This is a genomic window from Xanthomonas sp. NCPPB 1325, assembly GCF_041477645.2.
GTDB lineage: Bacteria > Pseudomonadota > Gammaproteobacteria > Xanthomonadales > Xanthomonadaceae > Xanthomonas > Xanthomonas cannabis.
In genome coordinates this window covers 4,383,120-4,400,758 of the sequence record NZ_CM192985.1, presented here as the reverse complement: position 1 = coordinate 4,400,758, position 17,639 = coordinate 4,383,120, and the positions used below count along the sequence as shown (strand labels likewise).

Here is a 17,639-nt window from a genome sequence, read left to right as displayed (position 1 = left end):
CGACGCTGCGCGCCTCACCCTTGTCGCAGATCACTCTCTGCAGGGCAGGCACGTCGCACATCGTTGTTCGCGAACGGATAGTTCATGAAGCGGTTCTGACGGCGGTACAAACCTGTATGCGTTGTCACCATCCGGCTGGTCGCGTTGCGTGATCACGCTGCCGACCCGGTCCGCATGGGAATGCGTGGTGTTGCTTGGCCAAAAACCCATGGCCTTGTCCAATGCTGGTTCGGCCTATGTGCCCCTGCATTGCAGCAGTAACGAGTGCTCGTGTGACGAAATCCCAACACTCGCGCTGCGTACTGGTTCACTGAGCATCTCGCGGGTGCCGCTGGCGATATGCTCTCAATGCGAACTTGCTGCCCAGCAGAAAAGGATTTGCTGCACTGCATATGTGCCGAGTCCGTTCGCGTGAGTGACAGTGCACAACAACATATGCAGTGCGATGCGATGCAATCGAGGTCGGCGGCGCCACGTGCAACTCACCTGTGGCGCCGCCGACACTGAGGTGCTCTTACACGCCAAAAAACACCGCCACCTCGACGGTGGCGGTGTTTGTCTACGGTTTTGACTTGTCGCCGGTGACGAAGTCGGCTGCGTTTTCCCAGGCACGCTTGACCGCGTGACGGGCCTTGCTCCAACTCAGGCCTTCGGTGCCGCGCTTGGCTTCCCAATCACGGTGCAGTTCGGCTTCCACCTGATCATAGGCGCGGGCATTTTCGCGAATTCGCGCTTCGTGCCCGGCCAAATAGGCGCCCTCATAATCTTCGTAGCGGTCGCCTTCGGTGTAATACGGTTCTTCGGTGAAGCGCTCGCGCCAATAGTTGGATACGTTTTGGCTGCGGTCTTCGTCCGGTGCGCGGCCCGGAATCTGGTACGGCACGTTCATGCTCGTCTCCATCATTGCGAATGTGCAGATCAACTTAGGCAGCGAGGTGTTAACAGCGCGGCACGCGAGGTGACGACGGGATCAAGGCAACGCTGCATTGCAGGCGGATAGCCGCCGCCTTGTTGCCAGCCCAGCCCCCGGCATTGGCGTCATACCGCAGCAGACGCCGCTTCATACGGCAGGGGAGTTGCTCCGGCGGTCAGCAGCGCTGGCTCGGACGCGTGGAGTGTCTGCTCGTCGGCGTCGATGACCACCAACACGCGGCCGGATTCGATTTCATCTTCGAATTGGCGCCGTACCGGGTCGGGCACGGTCGCGCCGACCAGTGCCGACGACCAGCTGCCCACCAGTGCGCCCGCCAATGCCATGACCCCCACGCCGGCCAGGGTCAGACCGATCGGCGGCACGGCGACCGCCACCAGCCCTGCCACCAGACCGGCAGCACCGCCGGTTGCAGCGCCACGTGCCGCAGCCGGAACGAAATCGGTCTTGGCGTCCTTGCGCTCGTCCGGGACATCATGCAGTTCGATATCGGCACGCGCGATCAGCGACAGCGCGTCGTTGTCGATACCGGCACTGCGCGCTGACTGCAGCACGCGTTGCGCGCTTTCAAGATCGGGTGTGCTGTAGACGCGGCGCAGTTTCATCGCAAGCTCCCAGGCAGTGAGAGCCGCAGCGTTGGGCGTGCGCGGTTAGGCGTGCGTGAGCGCGGCGCGAGTGCATCGCGAAGCTGTCAGGCAGGTGTGCGCGGGAACAGATAAAACGCCCACCCCACCAGCACCGCCACACCGGCCGCTGCCAGATTCTGCCAGCTGGCGCTGGCCAGCAGCCCAAGCGAGAGCACCAGCGCGGCGACGGGAATGAGCGGGCCTCCTGGCAAGCGCAAGGTGTCGGTGCGGTGCCGATAGCGACGCGCCAGCACGATGACGGCGGCGGCAGTGCCGATGTAGGCAAACAGGCGCGTGACCATCGACAACAGCGCCAGCTGCGTGAATGAGCCCGACAACGCCAGTGCCAGCGACAGCACGCCCTGGGTGAGCACGGCCGCCGCCGGGGTGTGGAAGCGCGGGTGCACACGGGCCAGAAACGCCGGCCCATACCCGTCCTGCGCAAGCGCAAACAGGAAGCGCGGGCCCAGCATCACCGTATTGCTGGTGGTGCCCAGGATGGAAATGGTGGCGCCCACGGTAAGGATCAGCGCCAACGCCTCGCCACCGAAGCCGCTGGCCGCATCGGCCAACGGCGTGGGCGAAGCGGCCAGGTTAGGCAGCGTGCCTTGCGCCACCACCTGCACGGCGGCATAGATCAAGGTGACCGTGACGATCATGGTGATCAGGGCGAACGGGACGTCGCGGCGCGGGTTGCGGTATTCGCCCGCTGCGGCGGGGATGTTCTCGAAGCCGGCATAGGCAAACAGCAGCAGCAATGCGGCCTCGCCGAGATTTCCCATGTCGCGCAGGTCCGGCGCAGTGCCGGCAAACGCCCACGACCAGTCCACATAGAACAGGCCGATGGCCACGAACAGCAGCAACGGCACCAGCTTGCCGATCACCAGGGCGATCCCGGTGCGCGCGGCCGATTTGACGCCAATGACATTAATCGCGGTCAGCACGCCCAGCGAGCCGACCACCACCAGCGTGCGCGCCCAGGTCTCGGTGGACGCGGTCGGCCAGAACCGCGCGACCGCATCGGCCAATCCATTGCTCAGCGCTGCCGCCGAACTGATGCGGGTCAGCCAGATCATCCAGCCGATCTGGAAGCCGACGAACGGGCCGAAGGCTTCACGTGTGTAGAGATAGCTGCCGCCGGGCGTGTCGAAATAACTCGCCGCCTGCGCGTAGCACAACACCAGCAGCGCGACCGCCAGGCCGGCCAGCATCACCGCCCACAGGCTCATTGGACCGAGCAGCGCAGCCGTGGCCGCGGGCAACAGATAGATGCCGCTGCCGATGACGTCGTTGATCGACAAGCCGACGATCTGCCAACGGCTGACCACCCGTACCAGGCCGGTGGCATCGGGTGCGGGGGGCGGCGTGCTCATGGTGCGGCCTCGGCCAGCAGGGGAAGCTGCCACTGCGCCTGCAGGCGCGCGTAGTCGGCGCGCGGCAACAACACGAACAGCGGGTGGTCTTCCGGTTTCAACCACGCCAGCAGGCGCTGCATGTCGGCAGGCGCCATCGCAGTGCAGCCGGCGGTGAACTGGCCCGGCGTGCGCCACAGATGCGCGAAGATGCAGCTGCCGCGGCCGGGCACATTGCCGGGGTTGTGCGCGATGACGAAGCCCTCGCGGTAGCGCGTATCGCCGGGTTGCCGCAGGTCCAGCCGCATCGGCTCGGTGGAACCGGCGACGGCGCGTTCGCCGACCTGCGCGGCGTCGACGATGCGGTTGTACACCGGCGAGTCGGGCACATCCATGCAGTAATGGGTGGCGCTCATCGCCTGATATGGCATGGCGCTGTCGATACGGGCCGCATCACCGAATGCCGGGCCGATGGCGAAGACACCGGCTGGGCTGCGGCCATCGCCTTCGCGCTTCTGCGGGCCCTGCGGCTGGGCGGGGTGCAGGCCATCGCCCCAGGCGCTGCCGTGCCGGCCGAGCGCCACCGCAAATGCCGGCGCGGCCGGTGCCCATCCACCGGCCACTCGCGTAAAGGTCTGCAGGCGCGCCTGGGTGCTGTTCCAGTCGGGAGTGGTCACCACGATCAGCGCACGTGCCTGCTGCAGCGCCTGCATCGGTTCACCGGCGTGGGCGGCGCTGCCGCACAGTGTCAGGGCCATCAATAGGGTGGATCGCAACAGGATGGCAAGACGCATGCAGGCTCCGGAGGCTGGGGGTGAGCTGAAACGAACGCGGTGCGTCCGTGCCGATCGCCGTGTGATCGCGCGAGGCAGAGACCGCGCAGGGCAGGTGCCGATGAGCGCTACTGTACCCAGCAATGCGGCCGCGTGGCGCATGCCCGTGCAGCGTGCACGCGTGGTTTGCGGCGACAGGCGGGCACGCCGCTGGCACGGCCCCGCCTTGCACTTTGCCCGCGCTGGTGGCTCATGGGCGTCGGTATCGGCATGACCGACCTCGCCAAGGACGCGCTTAGTCCGGCAACAGCTCCAGCCCGCGGATGCGGCGGATGCCCAGCCCCGGCGAATCATCGATGTGGATCTGCGCGTGGTCGAACCGGACGCCGCCATCGGTGGGGTCGAACTGGCCAAGTGCCGGCGCGTCCAGGTCGGCCAGGGTGATGCTGTGGGCCTTGGCCACGGCCAGATGCACGGCGGCGGCCACGCTGACACTGGATTCGATCATGCAGCCGATCATGCACGGCACGTCGTACACGGCCGCGATATCGGCGATACGCATCGCGTTGGACAGGCCGCCGGTCTTCATCAGTTTGATGTTGACGATATCGGCGGCGCGGCGCTGGATCAGGTCGATCACCTGCGATGGCGAGAACACGCTTTCGTCGGCCATCACCGGGGTGTCGATGCGCGCAGTGACGAACGCGAGCCCGTCGACGTCGGCTGCCTTGACCGGCTGTTCGAGCAGCTCCAGCGCGATGCCGGCGTCTTCCAACGTCCGCATGCTGCGCACCGCCTGCTTGGGCGTCCACCCCTGGTTGGCATCCAGGCGCAAGGTCGCGCGGCCATCGACGGCCGCATGGATCGCCTTGATACGTTCGACATCCGAAGCGCTGTCCTTGCCGACCTTGATCTTCAGCGCCCGGTAGCCACGTGCAAGCGCCTGCTGCGCCTGCGCGACCATGATGTCGATGGCATCGGCGCTGATGGTGAGATCGGTGGTGATCTGAGGTGTGCCGCCACCCAGCAACTGGTAGAGCGGGGCGCCATAGGCCTGCGCCCACAGGTCGTACAGCGCGATCTCCACTGCAGCCTTGGCGCTGGTGTTGCGTTCCAGTGCGTGCTGCACCAGCCCGCACAGGCGATTCAAATCGGCCACGTCCTGGCCGATCAGGCGCGGGGCGATGCACTGCCGGATCGCGGCGACGATGCTGCCGTGGGTTTCGCCGGTGATCGCAGCAGTGGCCGGAGCGGAACCGTAGCCGATCTGGCCGCCATCGGTCTGCAGCAGCACCACCACGTCCTCGATTGCGTGCACGGTGCGCAGCGCGGTCTTGAACGGGGTGTGCAGCGGCACGCGCAGCATGCCGAGGGTGAAGCCGGTGATCTTCATGGGGAATCGATCGGTGCGATGCGCTGGATGCGGGTGATGTGGTCGATGAAGGCGGTGCCGTCGGTGGCCAGCAGGGGCAGCAGCGGCGTCACCGACACGCCATTCAGGCGCGCGCGCTGCACGCTGCCGTCCGCTGCGCGGTAGCTGGCACCGGCGACATCGTGAATCACCCAGGGCGCACCGTCTGCGTGCCCGATCACCATCATCACGTGGCCGGGAATATAGATCAGGTCGCCGATACGCAACTGCGCCAGCTGTTGCAGCCGCTGTTCCAGCGGTGCGTCGGCAGTGAACGCGACGCCACGCAGGACGCGGCTGCGTGCCTGGTCGCCGGTGTTGCGCGGCAGCGCAATGCCCACGCTGCGATAGACATCCAGCACGAACCCGCTGCAATCGCGCGCGTGGTAATCGTTGCCCCAGCCATAACGCTCGCCCAGGAATTTGAACGCCTGGCGCAGCAGTGCCTCATCGGTGACCGGCAATGGACCCATGCGCACATCGGCACCGCGCGGCACCAGCGCAGGGACCAACTGCAAGCGGCCATCGCTGCCACGCAGCGGCAGCTGCACCACATAGGCGGCCAGCGGTAACTGCCCGTTGACCGGCTGCTGCGGTGGCCAGGTGCGCTGCAAGGGCAGGCTGGTGCCCATGTCCAGCCACAGGGCAGAGACGGCCGGCAGCTCCGGCGTGTAGGCCGTCTGTACGCGTGCGCCGGTCACCATCAGGCGTGGGCGGCGCTGCGCGTACTGCAACACGTCCGCGCGCGGGCCTTCGGCAATCTGGTCGCTGGCGATCCATGCGGCGTAGTTGGACGCAAGCACGAACGCCCATGCGCCATCGGCACTGCTGTGCAGGACCGCGACCGGCGTGCCGGGGTAGAGCGCCGATTCCTGGAAGCGGTCGATGTCATGCTCGTCGGGGCCGCTGAACACGCGCAGCGTGCTGGGGAAGGTCCGTAACGCGGCGCGTTTTACTACCAGCGCAAAACGTGGCGTGACCTGGGCCGGGAGCGTGTCCAGTGCGAGCAGGCGGCGCAGCTCCGTCAACTGCGCTGGCTGGATCAGCTGCCCGTCTGCAGCGTAGAGCGTGCGTGTCGGTGGCGCCGACAGCGCCTCGATCTGCGCGCGCACCGTCGCGCCGGTCAGCAGCGCGGGCAGCTGCGCCAGATCGCGCATGGAGGCATCGTCGCGCAGCAAGCGTGTGGTGAACGCGTCGATCTGTGCGGCGTTCAGATGCGGCCGCTGCGCGTCGGGGCTGCGCCGGATCCAGTGGTCGGGCGTCAGCTGCGCATCGCCGACCGCAAACGGTGCGGCCGGAGGCGCCTGCACGCTGGCACGCGTGGTCGCTGCGCCGCAGGGCAGGGCAAGGGCGATCGACAGCAACGTCAGCAGGCAGCGCGGCAGGAACATGAAGAGCTCGGGATCAGGGCAGGCGTGGGCGAACTGCAAGGCACGTGACGCAAGCGGCAGCACGGCCGCACTGTGCGGTGGCGACCATGGCGCAGTGTACGCGGGGCGCCTGGCGCTGCGAACGCAGCGCAGGCGGATGCGGGCGCCGACGCCGCTGGCCGCTATCCCGACGCAGTGCACAGCCACGCCATCAACGGCGATGCGGGTGCGGCGCAATCGGCGCGTTGCTGCGTTGCCACGCGCAGGCCCGCGTTGCCGGCCACAGCGGCGACACTGGGCAGATAATGGCTGCGCCGGACGTAGCGCGGCCAACAGCGACGGCGCGGGCCGCGCGATTCCTCCAGGAGACAACGATGCTGTCCAGCTTCCCTCTACGCCCATCGGCCTGGCTGCGCGCAGCCATCTGCGCGGTGGCGTTGTCGCTGGGTGCCTGCGCCCATGCGCCGCAGCGCAACGCCCTGGCCGAGTGGGTGCCGTCGCCGAACTTCGATGCCCGGCGCCCGATCCTGATCGTGCTGCACTTCACCGACCAGCACTCGGTCCGGCAGAGCCTGGGCACGCTGCGTGGGCGCAACAGCGGGGGGCGCGTGAGCGCGCATTACCTGATCGGCGAGGACGGGCGTCGCTACCAGCTGGTCAGCGACGAGCAACGCGCCTGGCATGGCGGCGCCGGCCGCTGGGGCACCATCACCGATATCAACTCGGCCTCGATCGGCATCGAGCTGGACAACGACGGCAGCGAACCGTTCGCACCGGCGCAGATCGACAGCCTGCTGGTCCTGCTGGAAGACCTGTGCACGCGGCTGCGGATTCCACGCACGCAGATCGTCGGCCATGAAGACGTGGCTCCGACACGCAAGAACGACCCCGGCCCGCGCTTTCCCTGGAAGCGCCTGGCCGACGCCGGTTTTGGCCGCTGGCCGGCTGCCGCTGCGCCGCCCGCACCGGAAGGCTTCGATCCCTGGCAGGCGCTTGCCCTGCTCGGCTACGGCCTCGACGACCCTGCCGCCACCCTGCAGGCCTTCCACCATCACTATCGCGGCAACAGCGCCAGCACGCTGGATGCCGAGGATCTGCGGATCCTGCATGCGTTGACCGGGCCACTGCGGCCCTCGACGCCACCCGGTAGTGTGGCGTCAGGCGAGGGCGAAAGCCCGTAGCGCCACGACGGCAAGAGTGTCTGGCCCGGTAGAGGAACAGCCATGCATCACATCCACCACAACCAGCATGCAGCAGACCTGCCGCGCTCCAGTGCCCGCGCCTTAGTGGTGCTTCTGGCCATGCTGCTGTCGGGCGTGGGCGCGGCACAGCCGCATGTCTCACCTGCAACGACCGCAGCACAAGCCGGGTTGATCGATGTGCAGCGCCTTGCACCCAACCTCGCGGTGGACCTGCGCTACGCGGGCAGCAACAACTTTACCGGGCGCGTGGTGCCTGGATATCTTGCGCCGCGGTGCTATCTGCTGCGTCCGGCTGCCGAAGCGCTCGCGCGGGTGGCGCAGCGGCTCGAATCCGGTGGCTACCGCTTGCAGGTGTTCGACTGTTACCGGCCGGTGCGGGCCGTGCTGGCGTTCGTGGCCTGGGCAGCGGACCTGGGCGATCAATCGACCAAGGCCCAGTATTACCCGCGCGTGGACAAGCGCGCGCTGTTGGGCGACTACATCGCCGAGACGTCCGGGCATAGCCGTGGCGCGACGCTGGATCTTGGACTGCTGGACTGCCGGCACGGCGCCTGTGCGGCGGTGGACATGGGTACCGCGTTCGATTTTTTCGATACCCGGGCACACACCGATGCGCCCGAGATCACCGACGCGCAGCGTGCCCAGCGCAGGCGCCTGCTGCGCGCCATGGCGGCCGAGGGATTCGCCAATTATCCGATGGAGTGGTGGCACTTCACCTTCCGGCCGGAGCCCACGCCGGACACCGCCTACGATGTGCCGGTAGAGTGATCGCGGCGGCCTTGTTGCTCGCATTGGAAGGGTGCGTGCGCCCGATGCCTGCACCTGCCCGAACGCTCGTACACTTGCGCTCCCGTGTCGTGATTGCCGATCTGGCGCATTCGATCCGGCCTGCCCGCTGCCGAGGAACCCCTCATGTCCGATCCGGAACGCTTTGTGGATGTCGCCTGCCCGTACTGCGGGGAGTGGATCACGCTGACACTGGACCTGAGCGGCGGCGATCAGCAGTACATCGAGGATTGCCAGGTGTGCTGCAAGCCGATCTCGGTCAACGTGGGCTGGGATGAAGAGGGCGAGGCGCAGGTGACTGCGCGCGGGCAGGACGATTAGGGCGCACCTCACGGCCTCCAGTTGATTGCATGCGCATGGTGCAGCGCTCGTTCCCCGGCATGAGCGTCGTCATGCGTCGGTGTGCGCGGCCAGGGCGGCTGGCCCATTCGCGCCTTCGTGTGTCGATCTGGATTGCAGCCGGATCCATGGCCGTAGCGGCTAGACTGGCACGCCAGCTGCCCGGATCAACACGATGAATCTGCCCCTGCACTTCGGCCTGCTCGGTTCGCTGGAGGCCGGCCTGATTGCGCTGGTGCTCGGTGTCCTGATCTTCGCCGTCATCGAACATGTCGGGCGGCGTCTGCACTTCACCCATGGCCACACCCTGGGGATTGCCTGTCTGTTGGCGGTGGCGGTCGGCGCCGGTTACGACATCTGGCACTTGGTGTACACCAGCATCGTGCGACTGGAATCGCCGTTGTATGCACGTCTGGCACTGGCCAGGATCCATGACCCGAACGAACTGGGCTCGCGCGTCATCCTCGAGATTGCCGGCGCACTTGCAGGCGTGGTGGTGGGTTGGAAACTGTTCAGTTCCGGAAGCTGGGACGATGAGGCGCCCGGCGCGCAGCCATAGCTGAAAAAAGGCGGCGTGGTTCGCATAAATTTCCTCGTTGAATGCTCTGCTTCTGTTTGACTCACCCATGCCTAACACCCGGCTAGCGGCAACGTTGCAGGTTGTGGTTAAGAGGACGTTTTGCAGGAAATTGCGCCGGGTTGGGCGTTCATTTGCGATCGGTACGGTAGTGCCATGTGCGGCGACACCGCGCATTCCAACGCCCAAGGAGACCACCCAAATGAAGAATCGCAACCGCACCTCGCTGCTCGCTGCCACCGCCGCTCTTGCCGCCGCCCTGGCGCTGCCGGCCATGGCACAGAGCACCTCGCAGGACGCCGCAGCGCAGGCGAGCAGTCCTGCTGCCTCGGCACAGTCGGGGAGTTCTGCGACCTCTGCCCAGGGCGGTGCCAGCTCCGGCGGCGGGCAGACCTGGGCCAGCGTGGACACCGACAGCGACGGCGCCATCAGCAAGCAGGAAGCGCAGGTCAACGCGGGGCTGGTCCAGATTTTCGACCAGGCCGACGGCGACACCGACGGCAAGCTGACGCCGGACGAATACAAGGCCTTTGTCGCCAAGCAGCAGAGCGGCGGCGCGACGGGGTCGCAAGGTAACTGATCGAGTATCTTGAAGGCCGTCGCCGTCCGTAGTGCTCCGGACACGGACCTGCGGAGGGCTTGGCACCGCCACAGTGCGCGTCTGCATGCCAGGCACGCGTGATTGATCAGGATGGACACACGGGAGCGGCCTGCCAGGGCCGCTCCCGTTTTCTTTACGTGGCGCGCGTTACGGTGACGCCATTCGCTTCTGGTCTCGTCTTCATGCTGCAAACGCGCCTCAGCTTGCTCGCCGTCCTGTGCAGTCCACTGCTCGCGTCTGCCGCGCCGCCGGAGTTGCCGCCCGCCACCCAGCAGACAGCAGCACCGTTCACCGGCGGCACCAACGCTGCGGGCATGGCGCCCTTGCCCATCGAGCCGCCGCCACCTGCCACGACCCCGTTGTTGCCCGCCGACCCGTCCGGGCCGTCCCGCGGCAAGGGGGGCGCTGCGCCTTCGGGGGCGCCCACCGCCGGCACGTTGGCGCCGCGCAGCTTCGACAGCCTGGACAGCGATGCCGACGGCTCGCTGACCCCGGCCGAAGCCGGCGCCGACCCGATCCTGCGCGAGAACTTTGCCGGCTTCGACAGCAACGGCGACGGGCGCCTGTCGCGTGATGAATTTGCCAGCTATCAGCCCGGCCCCGGCGACGCGGCAGGCGACTGACTGCAGCTGCGCTTCAGCGCGCTGCTAGACTTGCGCAATGACTTCTCTTGCACAGCGCGATGGTCAGGCGATCCAACTGGTCGGCTTCGACGGCGACGATACCCTCTGGAAAAGCGAGGACTACTACCGCACCGCAGAAGCGGATTTCGAAGCGATCCTGGCCCGCTATCTCGACCTGGGCGACAGTCGCATGCAGCAGCATCTGCTGGCGGTGGAACGGCGCAACCTCAAGGTGTTCGGCTACGGTGCCAAGGGCATGACGCTGTCGATGATCGAAACCGCCATCGAACTCACCGACGCGCGCATCGATGCGCGCGACATCCAGCGCATCGTGGAGATCGGCCGCGCCACCTTGCAGCACCCGGTGGAGGTGATTGCCGATGTGCGCGAGGCGGTTGGCGCCATTGCCGCCCACTGTGCGGTGGTGTTGATCACCAAGGGCGACCTGTTTCACCAGGAGCAGAAGATCGAGCAGTCCGGTCTGGCCGACCTGTTTCCGCGGGTCGAGGTGGTGTCCGAAAAGGACCCCAAGACCTACGCACGCGTGCTGGGCGAATTCGACCTGCCGGCGCAGCGCTTCGTGATGATCGGCAACTCGTTGCGCTCGGATGTGGAGCCGGTGCTGGCGATCGGTGGCTGGGGGATTTACACACCGTACGCGGTGACCTGGGCGCATGAGCAGGAGCACGGTGTCGCTGCAGACGAGCCGCGCATGCGCGAGGTGCCCGATGCGTCGGGCTGGCCGGCGGCGGTGCAGGCGCTGGATGCGGTGGCGCGGCAGCAGCTGCCAGGCTGAGGGCTGCGGCGGCTGCGGCGGCTGCATCAGGCGGCCGCGGCAGGGCCGGCATGTCCACGCCGGTGGTCTTCATCGGCCACCGGCGCGCCGGCCTGGCAGGGTGCAACGTCGGCGGACCGGCCGCGCAAGAGTGGTGCCTGGCCGGCGGCTCTGGCGCGAAGTGCCCATTGCTGATGTAGTGACGATGCGGGCGCCCGACGGCGCCCGGTAACAGGACGTTCCGGCCAGCATGCATGGCCGACCTTGGAGGGAATGCCCATGAACATGTTGTCCGTGATCCGTCGTGCAGGGCTGGCCGTCGCGCTGGGTGCGCTGGCGGGCATTGCGCCGCTGGCGGCTGCCGAACTGGAAGAAGAAGTCATCAATCCCAGCGAGGTGATCTTTCGCAATGGCCAGCCGTATTACGACGATGCAGGCCAGCATGTCCGCCTGCACACGCGGCGGATGGGCGATGACGTGGTGTATTTCCGCACGGTGCGCTTCGATCGCGAACAAGGCTATGTGGATGCGCAGGGGCAGAGCATCGCCACCCTGCAGTCGCGACCACGGGCAAGTGACCGCGGCACTGCGTTCGTGGGCGACCGCGACGGGGGATATGTCGGTGCCTACAGCGGCTACGGTTACGGCTCCGCACTGCGACTGGGCGCGTCGCGCAACCGCCCCTACGGCCAGATCTATTACGGCAACGGCCTGTATGGCCCGGATCCGTACAGCAGCCCGCACAACCGCGATGCACGCCAGCGTTATCTCGGGCCCGGCTATGTGGGCGCCTGCGATCTGAACGGCTGCCGCGAGGTGCACTACCTTGGCATCTACGACCTGCGCTGACCTGCTCTGCATGCCTGACACCGGCACGGGCATGCGGCATCATCGCGGCATGTCTGCCCTGCGCTACTTGCTGTTGCGATCGCTGCCGTTGCTGGCCGCGTTGCTGGTTCCGTCGCTGGCGCTTGCCCAGGCTGCCGCTGCGCCGGCCGCCGGCGGCGCGCAGGACGCGGCAGTGCCTGCGGTGATGCCCGGCACCGGCGATGCGTGGGTGGACCAGCATCTGGCCGACATGGGCAGCTACGCGCAACGCTACCCGGACAGCTTCATCGACGAGGTGGCGCGTTACACCGGCACGCCGCGCGGTTACGTGCAGGCGCTGCTGCAGGTGCATGGCTGGCACGCAGGGGACATCTACTTCGCCTGCGTTTGGGCGCAGGCGGTGCAGCTGTCGTGTCGCGACAGCGTGCGGGCCTATAGCCGCGATCATCACGATGGGTGGCAAGGCGTGATCACGCGACTGGCGGTGGCGCCGGACAATGCCCACATGCGCGCGTTGCGGCACGCCATCGTTGCCAGCTACGACCGGTGGGAGCGGCCGATCACCCTGGACGCACTGTTGCGTCGCCAGCTCGGCGACCATGCGCAGCGGCTGGAGGCCGCGCGTCAGGCCAGCGAAGCGGCCGAGGCGGCGGCGCAGGCCGGGTTGTAACGCCGGCGGCGCGCGCACACGTCTTGCAAGGCTGTCTGCATTGCCAACGTGCGCACGTGATGCTGCCGTGCAGCTGGTCGCCGCAGGGCACGGTCGGCGAGAATGCGACCAACGCCGGCGTTGGCCGGCCTCTGCCAAGACCAGCCCATGCGCGATACCGTGTTTGTCTCTCCCGATCACATCCGCAGCCTGTTCGCCCAGGCGATGTCGGACATGTATCGCGCCGAGGTGCCGTTATACGGCGACCTGATGACGCTGGTGGCGCAGGTCAACGCGCAGACGTTGCAGGCCGATCCCGCGCTGGCAACGCGGCTGCAGCGCAACGACGAGCGGGCACGGCTGGATCTGGAGCGGCATGGCGCCATCCGGGTCGGCACGGCCGCAGAACTGGCCACCTTGCGTCGGCTGTTTGCGGTGATGGGCATGCACCCGGTGGGGTATTACGACCTGTCGGTGGCCGGCGTGCCGGTGCATTCCACCGCGTTCCGCCCGATCGACGATGCGGCGCTGTCGGCCAACCCGTTCCGTGTGTTCACCTCGCTGCTGCGCCTGGAGTTGATCGAGGATGCCGCGCTGCGCGCGCAGGCCGCGCAGATCCTGCAGCAACGGCAGATCTTTACCGCAGGCGCGCTGGAGCTGATCGACCACTGCGAACAGGTGGGCGGCCTGGACGCCGCACAGGCGCAGCAGTTCGTCGCCGAAGCGCTGGAGACCTTCCGCTGGCATGGCGATGCCACGGTGTCGCTGCCGACCTATCGCGCGCTGAGCGAGGCGCACAAGTTGATTGCCGATGTGGTGAGCTTCCACGGCCCGCACATCAACCATCTGACTCCGCGCACGCTGGATATCGATGCGGCGCAGGCGCAGATGCAGCGCGCCGGCATCGATGCGAAAGCGGTGATCGAAGGCCCGCCGCGTCGACGCGTGCCGATCCTGCTGCGCCAGACCAGTTTCAAGGCACTGGAAGAGCCGGTGCGGTTTGTCGGCGATGGCGGGCAGCCCGAACACGGCACGCATACCGCGCGCTTTGGCGAGATCGAGCAACGCGGGCTTGCGCTGACGCCCAAGGGTCGTGCGCTGTACGACGCGCTGCTGGCGCAGGCGCGCGATGCCGATGGTGCCGGCAGCACGGGCAGCGATTACGCCACCCGCCTGCAGACCGCGTTTGTGGCCTTTCCCGATGACGAGGCGCTGCTGCGCCAGGAAGGGCTGGGCTATTTCCGCTACACACTGACCGAGGCCGGGCGTGCCGATCCGGCGCAGGTGGCCGCGATGCCGGCAGAAACTGCGATCGCGCTGGGGCTGGTGAGTGCCGACCCGATCATCTACGAAGACTTCCTGCCGGTCAGCGCGGCCGGTATCTTCCAGTCCAACCTGGGTGGGGCCGAGCAGCGCGCCTATGCCGCGCATTCGAGCAAGCGCAGCTTTGAGCAGGCCCTGGGCGCCCAGGTTCACGACGAGTTCGCGTTATACGCGCAGCTGGAGCGCACCTCGCTGCAGGCCTTGGTGGCCTGAACCCGCGTACGTCGCCGCGCAGTGCGGCGGCGGCTGGTGTGCTGCGTCGCCTCAGCGCGCCGACGACGCGGCCGGGCGCCGTGCCGCCGCGCGCTCTGCCCGGCGTGCACGCGCACGTGCGCGACGCGCCTTCCAGCGTTCGCTCAGGCACGAGAAGATCACGTACAACGCCGGCGTGCTGAGCAGGGTCAGGCCCTGCGAGAACACCAGCCCGCCGATCATCGCGATGCCGAGCGGGCGGCGCAGCTCCGAGCCTTCGCCCAGGCCCACTGCCAGCGGCACCGCGGCCAGGATCGCCACCATGGTGGTCATCATGATGGGGCGGAAGCGCACGATCGAGGCTTCGCGTGCGGCCGCGCGTGCATCCATGCCGTGCACGCGCTGCGCCACCAGCGCAAAGTCGATCATCATGATGGCGTTCTTCTTGACGATGCCGATCAGCAGCACCAACGCGATCATCGAGATCACCGACAGCTCGGTGTTGCTCAGGAACAACGCCAGCAGCGCGCCGACGCCGGCGGCCGGCAACGTGGACAGGATGGTCACCGGGTGGATCAGGCTCTCGTAGAGCATGCCCAGCACGATGTAGACGGTGAGCACCGCGGCCAGCAGCAGCACGCCCATCGAATTGGGGCTCAGCTGCACGTTGAATCCGCCACCATCGCTGATGCGGATGCCATCTGGCAGGCGCAGGCCTTCCACCGTGTTCTTGATGATCAGGTCCGCCTCGCCGGTGCTCACGCCCGGTGCGAGGTTATAGCTCAGGTCCATCGTGGTGTACTGGTTGTCGTGGGTGATCTGCGGCGGCGCCAGCCCGGGCAGCTGGGTGGCGACCGCGGTGATCGGCACCATCTGACCGGCACGGTTGGGCACGAAGACCTGATCCAGCGCCTTGGGCGTGGCGGTCTGCGAGGGCAGTGCGTTGACCACCACGCTGTACTGGTTGAGATCGGAATAGATGGTGGAAATGGAGCGCTGGCCGAACGCGCCGTACAGCGCGCCGTCGATGGCGCCCACCGAGATGCCCAGGCGTGCTGCCCTGGCGCGGTCGATCACGATGTTCTGGCGCAGGCCCGAGGTGTCCACGTCGGTGCCCACATCGCGCAGACGCGGGTTTTTCTTCAGCGCGGCCTGCACCTTGGGCAGCCATTCCTGCAGCTGCGCCAGGTCGTTGCCCTGCAGCGACACCTTGTACTGCGCGCCCTGGCTGGTGCCACCGCCACCGTCGCTGGGCAGGTCCTGGATCGCGCGCAGGCGCAGGTCCAAGTCCGGGTAACGGTCGGCCTTGGCGCTCAGGCGCGCGACCACCTGCGCGGTGGTATCGCGGCGGCCCTCGTCGCGCTTTTTCAGCTCGATATTGAACGACGCGCTGGAGCCCTGCCGGCCGGAGCCCAGGCGCGCGCCGACGGTCTTGACGGCTGGGTCGGCCATCAGCATGTCGGTGATGCGGCGCTGGCGGCTGACCATGTCGGCAAACGACACCGTGGCGCTGGAATTGGCGCGCCCCCAGATCAAGCCGGTGTCCTGCGGCGGGAACGACCCCTTCTTGACCGCGCCACCCAGGAAGATGGTGGCGGCGATCAGCAGCAGCGGCGTCAGCGACAGCAGCAAGGCGTGCCGCAGCGAGAAATCCAGTGCCACCGTGTACACCGCGAGCATGCGCTCGTGCATGCGATCCAGCCAGGCGCCGAAACGGCTAGGTTTTTCCGGTTCGGTGTGAGCGGACAGAAAGCGGCTGCACAGCGCCGGCGTCAGGGTCAGCGACACCAGCATCGACACCACGATCGCCGCCACCAGGGTCACGGTGAACTCGCGGAAGAACGCGCCGATCATGCCGCTGGCAAACAGCATCGGGATGAACACCGCCACCAGCGAGGCGGTGATCGACACGATGGTGAAACCGATCTCGCGCGCACCGGCCAGTGCCGCGTCCAGGCGCGGCATGCCTTCATCGAGATGACGCATGATGTTTTCGATCACCACGATCGCATCGTCGACCACGAACCCAATGGCGATCACCAGCGCCAGCAGGCTGAGGTTGTTCAAGGTGAAGCCGAGCACGTACATCACCAGCGCCGAGCCGGCCAGCGACAACGGCACGGTGACCGCCGCGATCAACGTTGGCGCCAGGCGGCGCAGGAACAGCGCCATGGTCAGGACCACCATCGCCAGGCTGATCATCAGCGTGGCCTGCACCTCGTGCAACGACGCGCGAATGGTGGGCGTGCGGTCGAAGTAGGGCGTGAGCCGGGTGCCGGGTTGCAGGTAGTTGCGCAGCTCGGGAATCTGCGCTTTGACCTGGTCCACGGTTTCGACGATGTTGGCGCCGGCGCGGGTGAAGGCATACATCACCACCGCCGGTTTGCCGTCGAACCAGGCCGCTTGATAGGCATCCTGCTGGCCGTCGTAGACGGTGGCCACATCGCCCAGCCGCACGATGCGCCCGTTGGACTGGGTGGAGATCGCCAGCTGGGCGAAATCGGCGGCCTTGGACACCGAATCGTTGGCCACGATCGCCATGGTGGTGTTGCCGTCGGACAGGAATCCGGTCGGCGAGGTGACGTTGGCCGCGCGCACCGCGTTGCGCAGATCGTCCGGGGTCAGCCCCAGCGCGTTGAGCGCACGCAGGTCCACGTCCACGCGTACCGCAGGGGTGGAGGCGCCGGCGATGTCGACCGAGCTGATGCCGGTGATCTGGCGCAGCCGCTGCGCCAGTAATGAGTCGGCCACGTTGTACAGCTCATCGGCCGATTGCGTGTCCGAGGTAAGCGCAATGGCGATGACCGGGTCGTCGTTCGGATTGGCCTTGGAGTACATCGGCGTGCCGAGCCCGGATGGCAGATCCGATTGCGCAGCGTTGATCGCGGTCTGCACGTCCTGCGCGGCCGAATCGATGTTGCGGTTGCTCTGGAACACCATGAACACCATGCTGCTGCTCTCCGAACTGGAGGAGCGCATGCGGTCGATGCCGGGCAACTGGCCCAGGTGGCGTTCCAGCGGCGCGGTGACGGTGGAGGCCATGGTGCTGGCATCGGCACCGGACTGGGTAGCGTGCACGAAGATCACCGGAATCTGGATGTTCGGCAACGCCGCCACGCCCAGCCGCAGGTAGCACATCAATCCGATCACGAACAAACCGATCGCCAGCAACGAGGTACCGATCGGGCGCTTGATGAAGGGCGCGGAGATGTTCATCGGGAAAATCCCGGGACTCGGGACCCGGGACCCGGGACCCGGGCAAGCAGAAGCAAATGCAAGGG

Annotated in this window: 17 protein-coding genes; 10 read left to right on the top strand and 7 right to left on the bottom strand. The window is 67.2% G+C overall.

The genetic code is table 11. From position 1 onward, the window contains the following. Positions 1-559 precede the first annotated feature (559 nt). The 6 genes from ACCQ10_RS18635 to ACCQ10_RS18610 all read right to left on the bottom strand — a co-directional run bounded on the left by ACCQ10_RS18635 (position 560) and on the right by ACCQ10_RS18610 (position 6,484). On the bottom strand, positions 560-889 hold the full coding sequence (locus ACCQ10_RS18635) for a hypothetical protein (RefSeq protein WP_039408600.1): 330 nt from the start codon (positions 887-889) through the stop codon (positions 560-562). A gap of 149 nt (positions 890-1,038) precedes the next feature. Continuing rightward, positions 1,039-1,536, bottom strand: a complete 498-nt coding sequence (locus tag ACCQ10_RS18630; RefSeq protein ID WP_039408598.1) for a hypothetical protein — start codon at positions 1,534-1,536, stop codon at positions 1,039-1,041. Between the two features lie 86 nt (positions 1,537-1,622). After that, the gene (locus ACCQ10_RS18625) at positions 1,623-2,930 is read right to left on the bottom strand and encodes an APC family permease (protein WP_039408596.1); all 1,308 of its coding nucleotides are present in this window, start codon (positions 2,928-2,930) and stop codon (positions 1,623-1,625) included. Next, positions 2,927-3,703: a L,D-transpeptidase family protein gene (locus ACCQ10_RS18620; RefSeq protein WP_372361543.1), complete on the bottom strand. Its 777-nt coding sequence runs from the start codon at positions 3,701-3,703 to the stop codon at positions 2,927-2,929. Before ACCQ10_RS18620 ends, ACCQ10_RS18625 begins: the two co-directional genes overlap by 4 nt. A 274-nt stretch (positions 3,704-3,977) precedes the next feature. Continuing rightward, on the bottom strand, positions 3,978-5,075 hold the full coding sequence (locus ACCQ10_RS18615) for a dipeptide epimerase (RefSeq protein ID WP_372361542.1): 1,098 nt from the start codon (positions 5,073-5,075) through the stop codon (positions 3,978-3,980). Next, entirely contained in the window at positions 5,072-6,484 is a 1,413-nt protein-coding gene (locus ACCQ10_RS18610; RefSeq protein ID WP_372361541.1) for a C40 family peptidase, read from the bottom strand. The genes ACCQ10_RS18615 and ACCQ10_RS18610 overlap by 4 nt, the downstream gene beginning before the upstream one ends. A gap of 353 nt (positions 6,485-6,837) precedes the next feature. Here ACCQ10_RS18610 and ACCQ10_RS18605 point away from each other — a divergent pair, with 353 nt between their 5' ends. The 10 genes from ACCQ10_RS18605 (at position 6,838) to hglS (ending at position 14,379) form a co-directional block, all read left to right on the top strand. Next, positions 6,838-7,644 carry an N-acetylmuramoyl-L-alanine amidase gene (locus tag ACCQ10_RS18605; protein WP_372361540.1) on the top strand — a complete coding sequence of 269 codons (807 nt, stop codon included), beginning with the start codon at positions 6,838-6,840 and terminating at the stop codon, positions 7,642-7,644. Positions 7,645-7,764: 120 nt separating this feature from the next. Beyond that, a complete protein-coding gene (locus ACCQ10_RS18600) occupies positions 7,765-8,433 on the top strand; it encodes a M15 family metallopeptidase (protein ID WP_372363173.1) in 669 nt (222 codons plus the stop codon). Positions 8,434-8,577: 144 nt separating this feature from the next. Further along, the gene (locus ACCQ10_RS18595; protein WP_039405377.1) at positions 8,578-8,772 is read left to right on the top strand and encodes a CPXCG motif-containing cysteine-rich protein; all 195 of its coding nucleotides are present in this window, start codon (positions 8,578-8,580) and stop codon (positions 8,770-8,772) included. Between the two features lie 193 nt (positions 8,773-8,965). Beyond that, positions 8,966-9,349 (top strand): hypothetical protein, encoded by a 384-nt coding sequence (locus ACCQ10_RS18590; protein ID WP_123137701.1) that lies wholly within the window; start codon positions 8,966-8,968, stop codon positions 9,347-9,349. Positions 9,350-9,569: 220 nt separating this feature from the next. Continuing rightward, entirely contained in the window at positions 9,570-9,947 is a 378-nt protein-coding gene (locus ACCQ10_RS18585) for an EF-hand domain-containing protein (RefSeq protein WP_372361539.1), read from the top strand. Positions 9,948-10,183: 236 nt separating this feature from the next. Next, entirely contained in the window at positions 10,184-10,591 is a 408-nt protein-coding gene (locus tag ACCQ10_RS18580) for an EF-hand domain-containing protein (protein WP_184441779.1), read from the top strand. A 37-nt stretch (positions 10,592-10,628) separates the two neighbouring features. Further along, entirely contained in the window at positions 10,629-11,387 is a 759-nt protein-coding gene (locus ACCQ10_RS18575; protein ID WP_372361538.1) for an HAD family hydrolase, read from the top strand. Between the two features lie 258 nt (positions 11,388-11,645). Continuing rightward, positions 11,646-12,215: a hypothetical protein gene (locus tag ACCQ10_RS18570; protein WP_372361537.1), complete on the top strand. Its 570-nt coding sequence runs from the start codon at positions 11,646-11,648 to the stop codon at positions 12,213-12,215. A gap of 31 nt (positions 12,216-12,246) precedes the next feature. Next, complete coding sequence (locus ACCQ10_RS18565) at positions 12,247-12,864, top strand: hypothetical protein (protein ID WP_372361536.1); 618 nt, start codon at positions 12,247-12,249, stop codon at positions 12,862-12,864. Between the two features lie 147 nt (positions 12,865-13,011). Continuing rightward, positions 13,012-14,379 (top strand): 2-oxoadipate dioxygenase/decarboxylase HglS, encoded by a 1,368-nt coding sequence (gene hglS / locus ACCQ10_RS18560; protein WP_372361535.1) that lies wholly within the window; start codon positions 13,012-13,014, stop codon positions 14,377-14,379. A 51-nt stretch (positions 14,380-14,430) separates the two neighbouring features. Here hglS and ACCQ10_RS18555 read toward each other — a convergent pair whose 3' ends face one another. Next, positions 14,431-17,574, bottom strand: coding sequence for an efflux RND transporter permease subunit (locus ACCQ10_RS18555; RefSeq protein WP_372361534.1), 3,144 nt, complete (start codon positions 17,572-17,574; stop codon positions 14,431-14,433). Between the last annotated feature and the right edge of the window lie 65 nt (positions 17,575-17,639).